Raw genomic sequence first — 13,969 nt, forward strand, 5'->3', positions numbered from 1 at the left:
TATCGCTTTACCCCTCGCTGTTTGGTAGCCGGGCCTCGGTTTCCAGCATCAGTTCGCTGGCGCTGCGGCCCAGTGCCCGTGCGATCTTCAGGATCAAAGCAAGCGTCGGCATGTGCTCCCCGCGTTCGATTTTGCCCATATGGGAGCGCTCGACGCCGGCTGTGTGCGCCAGCGTCTCTTGTGCGATGCCGTCCAGTGTGCGCAGGTGGCGCACGGCGTCGCCGAAGGCCCGTGCGGGACCTGCGTCAAACGTCGTAGCGCCGGCAGGGCGCCCGCGCTGTGCTCCTGGCTTTTGCATGCCCGGGAGCGTTGCTTTTCACCCCAATTAAAACCACGTTATCTTTAACTCATAAAATTCGCGCTGTGTGAATGGCCAACGCCTGCAGTCATGGAGGCTCTTCAACCTTCCTATGAATGTCGAAGTACCATTCGGTCTTACGGATACCTTCGATGACATTTCTTACCAATGAGCAGCAAGTCCAGATGCTGGCCAACGGGGCCGCGCGTGCGCGTGGAGACGCTTCGGATCCTCTGCCGGTGGTCAAGCTGTACACGCTGGATGCTGGCGCCGTATGGTTGCTGACCGAGCTCGATGCAGATGAGGACCGGGCATTTGGCTTGTGCGACGCAGGGACGGGTAGTCCGGAGTTGGGACACGTCAGCCTTTCCGCCCTGCAGGTTGTTCGGGGGCCGCGTGGCATGCGGGTCGTGGCAGATCTGCATTTCAGGCCCCGCCAGACGCTCTCGGGCTATCTCGCGGACGCACAGCGCGATGGCTCGATCAACGACTGACAGACACAATAGTTTCAGCATCGCTCGGCACGCGAGGTGACCTCGCGTTAATAGCGACCTTGTGTCTCTTCTCGTGTGGCAGGTTCCCCCTTTTGCAGGAGGATTCCGTGACCAAGCCCAACCCTGAAGATCGTCCCCACGCGCCTTGGGGCGTGTCTGCCGCCTATCTATACGTGCTCGACCTTGACCATGCGGCGCTTGCCTGGGAATACTTGCGTCGCAATCCGGGCTACTGCTCCGATTGGGCGCGTCGAAAGTCGGGGGTGTGTTTTGCCCGCTGGGGGTTGCGATGTCGCCGAAGATCCCGAGTTGGACGGACGGATTGCGCACCCGGTGTGGCTTTCTTCCTCTGACGAGCTGCTGCATGTGCGTGCCGTGCATGCGCACGGCGCTGCGACCCGCCAGTTCGATCTGTGGCGCATACCCGGCCGCAAGCGACTGATGATGGACGGCCACAACCTGGCCCTCACCGCAGATATCAGCGCGCTTCGCATGCGCGTGTCACTCTCAGGCACTCTGGAAGATGGCGGCTCCTATGTGGGCGCCGTGCCGCTGACTCCAGGGCTTCGCAGTCAGCTCGACGAGTACCGAGAGCAGGCACAGGCCCTGGAAGGCCGTGTGCCTCAGTTCTCGCCTGTTCGGGCGGCCACTCGTGCCGCTTTGCTGCACTTGCGCGCCCTGCAGGCGCTCGATGCTTCCCAGGCGGGCGCGTCCCATCGCGACGTTGCGCAGGCACTGTTCGGCCTTGAAGCCGTCGTTCTGCGCTGGCACGAGGATGGCGAACTGCGCGCGCAGGTGCGTCATCTGCTGCGGCGGGCTGAGGCGTTCATGCATGGCGGGTACTTCTCCCTGGCGGGTGTGCTGAGTCCTGCTGCAAAGCCTCCCGGAGACGAACCGGTGCGCTGAATCTTTCCCTGCTCGGATCAGGGCGGATTCCCGAGACTGCCTCCATCGGGCTGCGAATGGTTTGCGGCCCATCGACAGTGATGGAGTTCGTCATGGCCATTGGCAGTTCTTTCTCGTCCCGCGCAGCCACAGCGGCTGCGCAGCAGTCCTCTGCGGCTACTGTCGCCGCAGCTTCTGCAAATCCTGAGTTCCTGACCACTGAAGAAGCGGGCGCATTTCTGCGGCTCTCACCGCGCACTTTGGAGAAGCAGCGCGTTCTCGGTGGCGGCCCGCGCTTCCGCAAGTTCGGCGCCCGGGTGGTCTATGCGGCCACTGACCTGCGTGCTTGGGCCGACGGTCGCGCCTACGGCATGACCTCGGACCCCGGTTACGTGCAGCGCGACTCTGTGCGCTGACCGGTTCGGACGAGGGAGCACCACCGATGTCGAAGCGCCCGAACGAACGCGAGCAGCTATCTTTGTTCCGTGCGTTGCCGGCGGGCGATATGGCGCTGCGCGACGCGCAGGACCTGATGGCCTATCCATTCTTCTCGCTCGCCAAGTCGCCGCGCATTGTGCCGATCCGATTTGAAGCAGGTGGCATCTCTCTCACGGTTGAGGGGGTTCCTGAGCATGGCATTGCCACCATCTGGGACGCGGACGTGCTGATCTGGGCTGCGAGCCAGATCATTCAGGCCAAGAAAGAAGGCATTGCGCCTTCGCGCCTGATGGTAGCCACTCCCTACGAGATCCTGCGCTTTGCGCAGAGGGGTACGGGTCGCAGCGACTACCTCGCGCTGCGTGCGGCACTCGACCGGTTGCAGTCCACCACCGTTGCCACGACGCTGCGCCAGCGGGCGCGTCCAAACGGCAGCAAGCGGATACACCGCTTTTCCTGGATCAACGAGTGGAAAGAGTACGTCCAGCCTGGGGGCCGCTCCGACGGCATCGAACTCATCCTGGCCGACTGGTTTTTCACGGGCGTGATGGAGGAGGGGCTCGTGCTCACGCTTGATCCCACGTATTTCGGTCTTTCCGGGGGGATCGAGCGCTGGCTGTACAGGCTCGTGCGCAAGCACGGGGGGCGTCAGCAGGCGGGCTGGCGGTTTGACATGCGCCACCTTCACCTCAAGTCCGGGAGCCTGCAGCGTCCCTCGGACTTTGCAATCCAGGTGCGCCAGCTTGCACGGCGCCAGGCGCTGCCGGGCTATTGGCTGTCCATTGAGCGCCGTGGCGGGATCGAGTGGCTGGCCTTCCTGCCCGACCCGGACAACAGACCCTCGGAGCGACTTGTCCACAGGTTCTGTTGAAGAACCTGTGGATCGCCTGGGGGCGGACTCGGTGGATCGCCCGCACGACCCTCGGGGGATCAGCCGCAGAAGTATCGGTGGATCGCCCGCACCGATTGACCGGAAAGCCGCGTCCAGCAACGGTCTCGGCACTCCCTAAACATCTAAAGGGAAACATAAATGGAAGTCACGCGCGCGCGAGCAGACGCTGCTCAAATATTGGGCAGCGGTACTGCGATCGCAACTCAAGCAGATCCAGAACTCCCAAATCCTTCAACAGAAAAGCAAGGCAAGCGCCCCGGGAACGTGATCGCTCTGCTCAACCAGAAGGGCGGGGCAGGGAAGACCACGCTTGCTACGCACCTGGCGGGCCAACTCGCCTTGGAAGGCAGCCGCGTCACGCTGCTCGATGCCGACCCCCAAGGTTCAGCCCTCGACTGGGCACAGCGTAGGCTCCAGGGCGGGGAGGACAGGCTCTACGGCGTTTTTGGACTGGCCAGGGATTCATTGCACCAGGAGGCGCCACAGATTGCCCTGCAGGCTGATTTTGTGGTCATTGACGGACCACCAAGGGTCGCGTCGCTTGCGCGTTCCGCACTGCTGGCCGCCGACCTGGTGCTGATCCCGGTGCAGCCGAGCGCCTACGACGTGTGGGCCAGCCATGAGATGGTGCAGCTCATCACAGAAGCCCGGGTGTTCCGGCCGCAGTTGCGCGCAGCCTTCGTGATCAACCGCCGTGTGGTTGGCACGGTGATCGGGCGCGAAGCGCGTGCAGCACTCGCGGACCAGCCGTTTGCCGCGCTGGAGACCGAGATCTCCCAGCGCATTGTGTTCGCCGACAGCGTGGCCGCAGGGCGGCTGGCGTGTGAAGTGGCGCCGCAGTGTGCTGCTGCACGCGAGATTGCGGCGCTCGCGCAGGCCGTGCAGGAGATCCTGCGATGACTTCTCCCCTGTCAGCGGTGAAGCCGCGCCGAGCGCCAATCGGACGCAGGCCCGGAGCAGACCCAGCAACAACCTGGGTGCGGCAGGGGGAAGCGCCCGACGCCTCCGCCAAGGCCTCCATATACACCGCGCGGCTCACCATCGATGTGACTCCGACGCTGCGTGGGCGAATCAAGGTTGTAGCGTTCCGGCGCGGCATCACAGCGGCGGACATGCTGCGCGAGCTGCTGGAGCGCGAGTATCCAGAGGACATGGCGTGACGGCCCCGGAATCTCATTCGTCGGCAGCCATTCGGCCGAATCCGCTGCAGGCGATGGCGTCGCAAAGGTCCACCCGAATGCGCGTTTCTCTTGCTTTCGTCAAGGACCGGGTGAATGTCTGGCTGCGGTTTGGCCAGCCGACGGCGGAGATCGTGTTGGACCGCTGGCGGCGCGTGGCCATGTTCACGCCGGGTACTGTCTGCTGTAGGGTGAAGTGGATCGGCAACGACTATGGCACGGCGCTCTGGCAGCTCCTCGTGATGCAGGCGCCGACACCTTTCGAGGATGCACAGCGCGTGGCGGGTGTGCTGCCGGGTGCCCGTATATTGTTGCGTGCCGATGGCGAGACGCAGGTGAAGGCGGTGCTCGCGGTGATCGATGCAGTCGAGGCGCTGGGCATCAATCCGTGCACGGTGGCCGACACCTACTGGCGCACGGTAGGCAATCGATTGAGTGCGCACCAACCGTTGCCGGTCTACACCGTCGAACGGCATGCGGCGCACCTTGCGCGAGAGGCGCTGCGATGAACCGCCGGCTGGTCCTGGCCTGCATGGGCATCGGCGTTGCCACGCTTTATATGCCCACGATAGTGCAGTCTCCGACGCGCTTGGTCTACAACCCGAGTGACAGCGTGTCCCGGGGTTGGTACCTCATCAGTTCGCCCGGAGCGCTGCACGTCGGCAGCATCGTGCTAGTCCGGCTTCCGGTCCGCGTGGCCGGTCTGGCTGCACAGCGCGGATACCTGCCTGCGGGCATTCCTTTGCTCAAGCGCATCGGCGCAATGGCGCCCCAGCTGGTTTGCGTGGGGGAGGGGGCTGTGCGTGTTGATGGCACCGTCGTCGCGGCGGTGCTGGAGAAGGATGAAGCGAGCCGAGAACTGCAGTCCTGGCCGCACTGCAGAGCACTTGTCGATGGTGAGGTGTTCCTGCTCAGCAGCGCCCACCCTGGTTCTTACGACAGCCGCTACTTCGGTCCTGTCGACGCGTCCGCCGTGATCGGCAAGGCACGTCCGATGTGGGTCTGGAGCATGCGATGAGCGTGACTACGTCAGTCCTCCTTGGAGGACACGCGGCGCGCCCATACAAGCGGCAGCGTTGCGTCTTGTATGCGCGACCGAAGTGTCCCGCAGCAGGTCGTCGGTGCTGTGGAAATGATTTCCCTCAAGCGCGCGACATGCGTTCCGTCGTGCAGGGATATTGCCACCGGCGTGCAGCACCCGCTGCAGTTTCGCTGTCGTTCGGACAGCGTGGCGCCGGCAATGTGCGGCTGGCGGGAGGTCAGAGCCGGGAGCGCATGCGGAGGGCGAACACGGAGGGCCAGATAAAAGGGGTGGCACGCCGTGCGCTCCCAAACCAGTCTGCACGTGGGTTTGTGCCGGCACCGCCAAGTGCCTTGCGCGTGCCGCGCAGAGCCAGCGGTCCGCGTCCCAGCGGCGTCTGCCGCGTGCCGCTTGAGACGCGCTGCGACGGCGTGCGCTGGGGTCTTCATGGGTCGCGGTAACGAGGATTACTTTCGGGTCAAGCCTGCGGCGCCGAAGTCGCGCGGTGATGCGCGATCACAGCGCTTCGTTTCGCAGGTGCTCCAGAAGGTATCGAAGACGGGTGCGAAGCCTTCCGGAAAAAGCATCGGTAGGCCCGTCAATAGCTTTGGGCGCGGTCGCGTCGCAGCAGCGATGGCCGGGCACCGGTTGGGGCCGAATGCGCGACGTGTAGTGATCAAGTCCCGCTACGTGGTGCTCAAGCGCGCCAGCCCGAATTCTGCGGCGCTGCACTTGCGCTACATAGAGCGCGACGGCGTCACACCGGATGGCCAGAAAGGGCGGGCCTATGGTGCTGAGACTGACAAGTCGGACCTTCAGGCGTTCCAAGAGCGTGGTCAGGGTAGTCGGCATGAGTTCCGCTTCATCGTCTCGGCCGAGGATGCGATGGAATTGGAAGACCTGAAAGGCTTCACCCGCCAACTCATGCGCCGCGTGGAGATCGACCTGGAGACCCGATTGGACTGGGTAGCCGTGGACCATTGGGACACAGACAATCCGCACACCCATATCGTGCTGAATGGGCTTACCAGCAGCAAGGAGGATCTCCTGATCTCTCCGGACTACATGGCCCACGGAATGCGCATGCGAGCCTGCGAAATCGTGACCGAAATGCTCGGTCCGCGCACGGAAGCGGAGATCCGGCAGAGCTTGCTGCGTGAGGTGGACCAGCAGCGGATGACGAGCCTGGACAGGTCTCTCATCCGGCAAGTCGATCGCGGCGAAATCAACCTGAGCGGCCATGCGTCGGACCGACAGAGGCAGAACATTCTGCGGGCAAGGTTGCAACGGCTTGAGGCCATGGGGCTGGCCTTGAGGGTAGATGCGAAGCGGTGGAAGCTCGAGCCCAGCATGGCGGAGGCTCTCAGCGCTATGGGGGAGCGGGAGGACGCGCTGGAGCTCATTCGCAGAGCCATGAAAGGGCTGCCGAGGGAGTGTGTCATCGACCACTCGCCTACCGCGCCTGTGATTGGCCGCATTGCGGGGAAGGGACTGGCCGACGAATTGCGAGACCGGGGCTTTTTGGTGGTCGATGGCATTGACGGTAGGGCGCATTATTTGAAGCTACCGGCGGGTGTTGACCTAACGACTTTGCCCATCAACGGAATCGTGGAGGTCCAGCCACCAGGACGGGAGAAAGCGGTGGACAAGCGCATTGCCGCAGTAGCGAGACAGGGCGTCTACCAGACGGAGGACCACTCGGCGCGCCTCAACGCGATGAACCACTTCGACCCTCAGACCACCATCGAAGTTCACGTCCGCCGCCTTGAGGCGTTGCGCCGCGTTGGTATCGTCGAGCGCGTTGCAGATGGCGTCTGGAAGATTCCGCCGGATCTGAACCAGAGAGCACAGCAATACGATGCGCAGAAGTCGCTCGGTCCGGTCATCGAACTGCGGTCGCACCTTCCCATCGAGCAGCAGGTGCGTGCCATAGGCGCGACCTGGCTCGACAGGCAATTGGTGAGTGAAAGCAGGAGCGCGGTGGCGCAGGGTTTCGGTGCTGAATTGCGCTCCGCCGTGCAGGGCCGCGTGGATTTTCTTAGCGAACTAGGCTTGGCCGAGAGAAGGGGGCCGCGTGTAGTCCTTGCCCGGAACCTACTCTCAACCCTGCGCGATCGCGAGTTGGCGGCGGTGGGCGAACGCTTGCAGGATCAGACTGGCCGACCCTACCGGGTGCTGACCGACGGTGGGCGTTTTACGGGTGTGTACCGCCACACCATTCAAATCGCGAGTGGGCGCTTTGCAATGCTCGACGATGGCCATAGTTTCAGTCTTGTGCCCTGGAAACCGGTGATCGAGCGTCGCATTGGCGAAACGTTGAGTGCGACCGTGCGAGGAGGATCGGTGAGTTGGGTCGTCGGCCGGCATCGTGGGCTGGGCATTGGTGGCTAACGTTTTCCCTGCTGCGTCTCCTTCAGGAACATTGCTTGCCCAGGCGCTTCATTTCGGGGGTAGACATCCAGTGCGATTCGTTCGTCTCCAGCATGAGAAAAACGCATGCTGGGCCGATTTTTAATGGTTTGTAACGAAAGTGCAGCTTACCTAGCATCCCTTCACATTCCCTGATCAACGAAAGGATGCACCGATGAATGCCTCGCTCCGCCCTGTCAGCCTGTCGCGCCGCCGCTGGATGGAATCTGTTTCTTATACCGCGGCCGCAGTGCTAGCCCCTTCCTGGGCGCATGCCGCAGCGGCATACCCTGAAAAACCGATTCGGCTGGTGGTGCCATCGGCTGCCGGTGGTTCACCCGACGCTGTTTGTCGCATCCTGACAAACGAACTCCCAAAATCTCTGGGGCAACCCTTCGTCGTTGACAACAAACCTGGGGCCAGCGGAAACATCGGTATGCAGGATGTGTTTCGAGCAGCGGCCGATGGCTATACGCTCGGCTACGCAAATGTCGATACCCTGTCGATCAACAAGGCGCTGTACTCCAAGTTGCCGTACGACCCTGAGGCACTCGTGCCCATTGGCTTGATTGGCTTCGTGCAAAACGCGCTGGTTGTGCGAGCGGATCTCCCGGCTCAGAACGTGAAGGAACTCATTGCACTCGCGCGTTCAAAGCCGGGAGAGCTAAAGGTCGCGTCCGGAGGGAGCGGAACGACGGGTCATTTGAGCGGCGAGCTGTTCAAAACGCTGACGAACACGTCGATGCTACACATCCCGTACCGCGGCAGCCCTCAGGGCATCACCGACCTGCTTGGAGGCGTCGTCGATCTCATGTTCGACAACTTGAGCTCAATCCTCCCGCACATTCGCTCTGGGCGTGTGCGAGTGCTTGCCGTAACAGGCGCCGCGCGCAGTCCGCAGTTTCCGCAGATCCCTACGGTGGCGGAGATGGGGGTTAGTGGCTACGAAACTGTCGGCTGGGGCGGTATCGTTGCGCCCCCCGGGACACCCAAGGCCATCGCGACTTTGCTCAACAAGTCGATGAACGAAGCGTTGTCACAACCCGCTGTCATAGAAAAGTACGCCGCGCTTGGCTTCGAACTCACCCCTGGCCCTGCAGAACGCCTGACCGAGCGGGCAAGAAAAGAGTCACCCATGTGGGCGGATGTCGTTAAGCGCTCTGGCGCTCAGGTGGGCTAGGCAGACCCATGCTGGATCTCATCATTTCTGGCGGCACTGTAGTGGACGGCAGCGGCGCAATTCGGGTGCAGGCTGATGTCGGAATCGTGGATGGTCGGGTCGCTTCGATTGGTGATCTCGCTGCTCACGAATCGCTTGGACGTTACGACGCGTCGGGACGCATCGTCAGCCCTGGCTTTATCGATGTGCACACGCACGACGACCGTTTGCTGCTGAAGACACCAGTTGGGCCGCACCCCAAGCTCAGTCAGGGTGTTACGACCGTGGTAACGGGAAACTGCGGCATTAGCCTTGCGCCACTACCAAGCATTGAGACACCTCCAGCGCCTTTGAGTCTGCTCGGGGCGGAGGATTGGAATTACAGCAGCTTTGCGATGTACCTGGATGCGCTTGAGGCGGCCCGGCCGGCATTGAATGCTGTGTGTCTTGTTGGGCACTCCACTTTGCGAGTCCGTCATGTGGCGCACCTTCAAAGAGCCGCGACCCCGTTGGAAGTCGAACGGATGGCGCAGGACTTGGCAGACGCCCTCGACGCGGGCGCTTTCGGACTGTCGACAGGGCTCTACTACCCCCCGGCACGCGCCGCAACGGCCGAGGAAGTGATCGCAGTGGGGGCACCGCTTCGCGCAGCCCACGCACTCATCACCATGCACCTCCGCGATGAGGGCGACGCCATTGACGAGGCGTTGCGAGAGGCGCTTTTCATCGGAGCCTCACTGGATATCAATACCGTACTGTCGCACCACAAGCTCATAGGTCAGCGCAATCATGGACGTTCTGTTCAGACCCTTGCCGCAGTTGAGGCCGCTTCAATGCAGCAAGGCGTGTGCATGGACTGTTACCCGTATAGCGCGTCATCGACGATGCTGTTGGCCAGTCGCGTTGGCGAGTCGCGAGAGGTATTGGTCACTTGGTCCATCGGCGATCCTTCAGCCGCTGGTCGTTCGCTGTTTGAGCTTGCGCGAGAGCGTGGATGCACACCCGTCTCATTGGTGGAGCAACTCTCTCCGGCAGGCGCGGTGTACTTCGCTATGCATGAGGACGATGTCCAGCGGATCCTGGCGCATCCTCTCACCATGATTGGCTCCGACGGCTTGGCGCATGACGTGGTACCCCATCCGCGTCTATGGGGCACATTTCCGCGGGTGCTTGGCCACTATGCACGCGACCAGCGCCTGTTCTCATTGGAAACGGCGGTGCACAAGATGACGGGACTGAGCGCACGACGCTTTGGATTGCTTAATCGAGGTCTGCTCGCACCGGGTTACGCCGCCGACATCGTGGTGTTCGATGAGGGCAGCGTCGGAGACCGCGCCACCTTCGCGAAGCCGACCGAGCCTAGCGTCGGTATCGAGGCAGTCTTCGTTAATGGCGAGCTGGCTTGTCGAGACGGACAGACGGTGAACGCGCATGCGGGGCAGGTATTGCGTCGCCAACGGCAGGACAAGCGCCGTGACGAGGATGCAAAGGTTGCCTACGCATGAACGCTGAACACACGCGCAAGGTAGGAATTCTGGGTGGCATGGGGCCAGCAGCCGGGGCTGACTTTTTGCAGCTGTTTGTCTCAGCTTGTGAAATGCACATGCGCAGCATGGGTAGACGTGTACATGATCAGGCATTCCCGGAACATTGGCTTGTTCAGATCCCCGCACCCGACCGCACGGACGCACTTTTGCGTGGTGGCACTTCGCCTTTGCCTACGATGTTGGAGGCGCTGGATGGCATGGCAAGGCAGGGGGTGGCGTGCGTGGCGATTGCCTGCAACACTGCTCATGCATGGCATGCTGAGCTCCGCCGGCATGCGCCACAGATCGAGTTGCTGCACATCGTGCAAGAGACAGTTCATCAGCTTTTGAGAGACGGCTTTCGGTCGGTAGGTCTCCTCGCCACGCTGGGGACCTATCAGCTCGGGCTTTACACGTCAGCACTCAATGCCGCTGGCATCCAATGCCACTTGCCTGCGCCTGACGAGCAAGCGGAAGTAATGCGCGGAATCGTGGAAGGCGTCAAGGCCGGACAGATGTCCTTTGCTCGTGAGTGCTTTGATACGGTCGGACAACGCATGGTCGAGCGCCACGCATGTCAGGCATTGGTTCTGGCATGCACGGAAATTCCGTTGGCCTTGACGTCAATGCCTCAGCGCCCCGAGGTAGAGCTGGTAAATCCGGCCGCAATCCTCTCGAGCGCTCTTGATCGGCGTGCCTACTCAATCTGAGGCTGAATGTGGGGACAGAGCGCCTCGCGATACTGCGGCGATAACGTGGCGGGAGACGGTACGCAGAGTGTTCGGTGTGCCGAACCGCGCGCACTATCGCTCTGGCCCTTGCGGCAGCCATTGGCTGCTGCCCGTGGGCTATCGGGGCGTTTGTGTGCACGACCATGTCAACCTCGACAGCTGCGTTCTTCGGCAGCTGATACAGGCCTAAAGAGTTTTGGAATGGCGGCCAGCGTCGCTAAGACTCTCAGGTGGTGGGATCGATGCGGTGTCGGAAACCCGAGTGAAGTCTGGTGCGCATTGGTTGAAGACATTGACGCGCAGCACTTGCGCCTCGCTGTCGACGCGTACGGCACTAGCCGACGTCCCCGTTCGACGAACGCGTACGTGTCGGGGCGCCACTACGTTTGAAGCCCGCGGGCAGCGGCGGCAACTATGCATGAAGATGTGGCGTTAACTGCCCTGCTGTTGACGCAACCATTGCCGGAAAACCTGCAGTGATTGCATCTGTGCCGTCTCTTCCGGGCACACCAGATAGTAGCCTTTCGGGTACTGCATCTTTCTGCGCGAAAGGCGTTTGAGCCGGCCTGAGGTGATGGCATCGTCCACCATGTATGGAGGCAGCAGAGCTATCCCCATCCCTGCGATGCAGGCGTTGAGGGCCATCGACATGATTTCGAAGCGCGGGCCTTCGCGCCCAGCTGCGCCGTCGATGTTGTCGAATCTGTACCAGCTGTCCCAAGCGTCTGGCATCGTTGTGTGTTGGATCAGTGATGGTCTTGAGGTGTGCATAGTCACCGTCTCGCCATTCGCAGCAATCCACGACGGAGCCGCGTACGGTGTCAACATAAGCGGGAGTACAAATTCACTGTGTAGTCCCGGGCGTTTTCCGTCACCGAACTCGAGCGACGCGTCAACGGAGGCGGCGTGGAAGTCCGCCGGGCCCACGCGGGTTACTAAGTTCAGTGTGATTTCACCGTGATCGCGCGTGAAGGCCGGAAGGCGGGGAATCAGCCAGTAAGTCCCCACTGATGCGCCAACTGACAAGGAAAGATTGCCGCCTCGGCCTTTGAACGCCATCACGGTCGACGTCGCACGATCCAGGCGTTGCAGTAGCGGTTCAACTTCTGCGAGGTAATACCGGCCCGCGTCGGTTAGCGCCAACGCGTTTCGCCGACGGATGAAAAGCGCGACGCCGAGGCGCTCCTCCAGAGTTTGAACCTGGCGACTCACAGCCCCCTGAGTCAGGTGAAGCTCTAGTGCAGCGGCGGTGAACGAACCTAGGCGAGCGCTCGACTCAAGGCACAGCAGTGACATTGTTGAGGGAGCGCGGGTGTACAGGGTCATGATGCGATAGACACTGGATGATTCTGCGATAGCGTGCAGATAGATAGCGCTGGTGTCGACACACGTGTTCGCAATCACCTCAAGGCTTCGTCTTCGTACTGCCCATGGAGCATCTTGAGGTCTCGAGCAGATAGGCGCCCACTTCTCCTACTTCTGCCGAACTGATCAGTCCAGTTTAGTGCCTGACTTTGCGATAACGCGTTCCCATTTTTTGCTCTCGATCATTGCCATGGTCATGATGAGGTTTGGGACTGACGCCATGCTTTCAAATGAGATTTCTTTGTATCTCTCCCTCACTGCGGGCATCGTTAGGATTCTATTGATCTCACTATTCAATCGGGTTACTACTTCGCCAGGTACCCCGGGCGGACCCACAACCCCGCCCCATGAGGTCGTTTCGAAACCCTTCACACCGCTCTCCTGAATGGTCGGGATTTGTGGAAAGGTAGGGGCGCGCTTGGCGCCGCTCACACCGAGGGCACGTACCCGTTGCGCTTTGATGTGGGAGCCACAAGAGGAAAGGTTGTCGAACATCAAGTCGATTTTTCCGCTCAGCAAGTCGTTGAACGCGGCTGAACTTCCCCGGTAGGGGATGTGCGTGATGTTGGTGTCAGTCAGAATTTTGAAGAGTTCGCCCCCGAGGTGGCCGGTAGTGCCGTTTCCCGCGGAGCCCATTGTCAATTGGCCAGGCTTGGACCGGGCGAAGGTCACCAGTTCCTGAACGGTTTTGATAGATATCGAATCGCGCACTATCAATGCGTTCTGCACCGTACCTAGTAAGGCGATGCCTGTGAATTTGTCAGGGTCGTACGCAAGTCTGCGATATATGTGACGATTGATCGCCAATGTCACGACGTTGCCATACCCGACCGTGTATCCATCTGGTGCGGCGTGGAACACTTGCAGCATTCCCGCGCTTCCCCCGTCACCCGGCTGGTTGGCAACCTCCACCGGCTGATTCAGCGAAGCGGATAGTTCGGTAGCCAACACCCGGCAGATTGCGTCAGGCGATCCTCCTGCTGCGGAAGGCACGACAAAGCGAATCGGCCGGTCCGGCCAACCTGATGCACTGGACTGCAAAGATATCGCTGGCAAGGCAAGCGCAGAAACGGTCTGCAAGAGTTCACGGCGCGTAAGAAATCCTTTGGTCATCATCCCCCCCTTATTTAATCGGCCTCAGTCATGCACGATCTTGGCCGGGGCATAAGAGTGAGACAAACCAAAATATTCCTCGACAGCATGCAAATTTATCGTGCCGGGTGACCGATTCAGCAGGGTCGCCGCGCGCAATTTGGCTTCGCGCGTGGTGGCAGGATGCCGATGCGGCGCTAGGACAGTCGTAAGTTAGCGGTGATCTGCGAGCGCGATAGCTCGGCGGCGACTACTGCCAACTGCTCTCTGGCCGAAGGTCGGCACTTGGAGGTGCGTGTAGCACCAAGCCCCAAAGATCTGATCGCAGTTCGGTTGCGCCGCATGAGGAACTTGCATGCGCAGCTCAGCAATTGTGGGTTGCGCGTTCTTCCTCGTACGGCAAACATAGTGGCCCCCAATTGACTGACGTCTAAGTCACAGAGGCGCCACGCGAACACACCTTTTCGAGTTGTATTCGGCG

General features: G+C 61.4%; 16 protein-coding genes. 13 read left to right on the forward strand and 3 right to left on the reverse strand.

Annotated elements, in window-relative coordinates; translation table 11 throughout:
* Positions 1 to 7: 7 nt before the first annotated feature.
* Positions 8 to 298: a helix-turn-helix domain-containing protein gene (locus ACSQ3Q_RS10815; RefSeq protein ID WP_436134382.1), complete on the reverse strand. Its 291-nt coding sequence runs from the start codon at positions 296 to 298 to the stop codon at positions 8 to 10.
* A gap of 152 nt (positions 299 to 450) precedes the next feature.
* Here ACSQ3Q_RS10815 and ACSQ3Q_RS10820 point away from each other — a divergent pair, with 152 nt between their 5' ends.
* The 13 genes from ACSQ3Q_RS10820 to ACSQ3Q_RS10880 all read left to right on the forward strand — a co-directional run bounded on the left by ACSQ3Q_RS10820 (position 451) and on the right by ACSQ3Q_RS10880 (position 11,010).
* Complete coding sequence (locus ACSQ3Q_RS10820) at positions 451 to 792, forward strand: DUF2958 domain-containing protein (RefSeq protein WP_436134383.1); 342 nt, start codon at positions 451 to 453, stop codon at positions 790 to 792.
* A 152-nt stretch (positions 793 to 944) separates the two neighbouring features.
* Complete coding sequence (locus ACSQ3Q_RS10825; protein WP_436136978.1) at positions 945 to 1,145, forward strand: transcriptional regulator domain-containing protein; 201 nt, start codon at positions 945 to 947, stop codon at positions 1,143 to 1,145.
* Positions 1,126 to 1,698: a DUF2285 domain-containing protein gene (locus tag ACSQ3Q_RS10830; RefSeq protein WP_436134384.1), complete on the forward strand. Its 573-nt coding sequence runs from the start codon at positions 1,126 to 1,128 to the stop codon at positions 1,696 to 1,698. Before ACSQ3Q_RS10825 ends, ACSQ3Q_RS10830 begins: the two co-directional genes overlap by 20 nt.
* Before the next feature lie 92 nt (positions 1,699 to 1,790).
* Positions 1,791 to 2,093, forward strand: coding sequence for a helix-turn-helix transcriptional regulator (locus ACSQ3Q_RS10835; protein WP_436134385.1), 303 nt, complete (start codon positions 1,791 to 1,793; stop codon positions 2,091 to 2,093).
* A gap of 26 nt (positions 2,094 to 2,119) precedes the next feature.
* Positions 2,120 to 2,986: a replication initiator protein A gene (locus ACSQ3Q_RS10840; protein WP_436134386.1), complete on the forward strand. Its 867-nt coding sequence runs from the start codon at positions 2,120 to 2,122 to the stop codon at positions 2,984 to 2,986.
* A gap of 159 nt (positions 2,987 to 3,145) precedes the next feature.
* Entirely contained in the window at positions 3,146 to 3,907 is a 762-nt protein-coding gene (gene parA / locus ACSQ3Q_RS10845) for a ParA family partition ATPase (RefSeq protein WP_436134387.1), read from the forward strand.
* Entirely contained in the window at positions 3,904 to 4,167 is a 264-nt protein-coding gene (locus ACSQ3Q_RS10850) for a chromosome partitioning protein ParB (protein WP_436134388.1), read from the forward strand. Before parA ends, ACSQ3Q_RS10850 begins: the two co-directional genes overlap by 4 nt.
* Positions 4,168 to 4,220: 53 nt before the next feature.
* Positions 4,221 to 4,694, forward strand: coding sequence for a DUF2840 domain-containing protein (locus ACSQ3Q_RS10855; RefSeq protein WP_436136979.1), 474 nt, complete (start codon positions 4,221 to 4,223; stop codon positions 4,692 to 4,694).
* The gene (locus ACSQ3Q_RS10860; RefSeq protein ID WP_436134389.1) at positions 4,691 to 5,203 is read left to right on the forward strand and encodes a S26 family signal peptidase; all 513 of its coding nucleotides are present in this window, start codon (positions 4,691 to 4,693) and stop codon (positions 5,201 to 5,203) included. The genes ACSQ3Q_RS10855 and ACSQ3Q_RS10860 overlap by 4 nt, the downstream gene beginning before the upstream one ends.
* Positions 5,204 to 5,653: 450 nt before the next feature.
* Positions 5,654 to 7,597 carry a DUF3363 domain-containing protein gene (locus tag ACSQ3Q_RS10865; protein ID WP_436134390.1) on the forward strand — a complete coding sequence of 648 codons (1,944 nt, stop codon included), beginning with the start codon at positions 5,654 to 5,656 and terminating at the stop codon, positions 7,595 to 7,597.
* A 193-nt stretch (positions 7,598 to 7,790) separates the two neighbouring features.
* Positions 7,791 to 8,795, forward strand: a complete 1,005-nt coding sequence (locus tag ACSQ3Q_RS10870; protein ID WP_436134391.1) for a Bug family tripartite tricarboxylate transporter substrate binding protein — start codon at positions 7,791 to 7,793, stop codon at positions 8,793 to 8,795.
* Between the two features lie 8 nt (positions 8,796 to 8,803).
* Positions 8,804 to 10,279 (forward strand): N-acyl-D-amino-acid deacylase family protein, encoded by a 1,476-nt coding sequence (locus tag ACSQ3Q_RS10875; protein WP_436134392.1) that lies wholly within the window; start codon positions 8,804 to 8,806, stop codon positions 10,277 to 10,279.
* The gene (locus ACSQ3Q_RS10880) at positions 10,276 to 11,010 is read left to right on the forward strand and encodes an aspartate/glutamate racemase family protein (RefSeq protein WP_436134393.1); all 735 of its coding nucleotides are present in this window, start codon (positions 10,276 to 10,278) and stop codon (positions 11,008 to 11,010) included. The genes ACSQ3Q_RS10875 and ACSQ3Q_RS10880 overlap by 4 nt, the downstream gene beginning before the upstream one ends.
* A gap of 453 nt (positions 11,011 to 11,463) precedes the next feature.
* On the opposite strand, the gene ACSQ3Q_RS10885 is transcribed toward ACSQ3Q_RS10880, so the two are convergent.
* Positions 11,464 to 12,357 carry a LysR substrate-binding domain-containing protein gene (locus ACSQ3Q_RS10885; RefSeq protein ID WP_436134394.1) on the reverse strand — a complete coding sequence of 298 codons (894 nt, stop codon included), beginning with the start codon at positions 12,355 to 12,357 and terminating at the stop codon, positions 11,464 to 11,466.
* A gap of 165 nt (positions 12,358 to 12,522) precedes the next feature.
* The gene (locus tag ACSQ3Q_RS10890) at positions 12,523 to 13,509 is read right to left on the reverse strand and encodes a Bug family tripartite tricarboxylate transporter substrate binding protein (protein WP_436134395.1); all 987 of its coding nucleotides are present in this window, start codon (positions 13,507 to 13,509) and stop codon (positions 12,523 to 12,525) included.
* Positions 13,510 to 13,969: the final 460 nt, after the last annotated feature.

The sequence above is a fragment of the Acidovorax sp. LjRoot129 genome (genome assembly GCF_964253765.1).
Classification (GTDB): domain Bacteria; phylum Pseudomonadota; class Gammaproteobacteria; order Burkholderiales; family Burkholderiaceae_C; genus Acidovorax.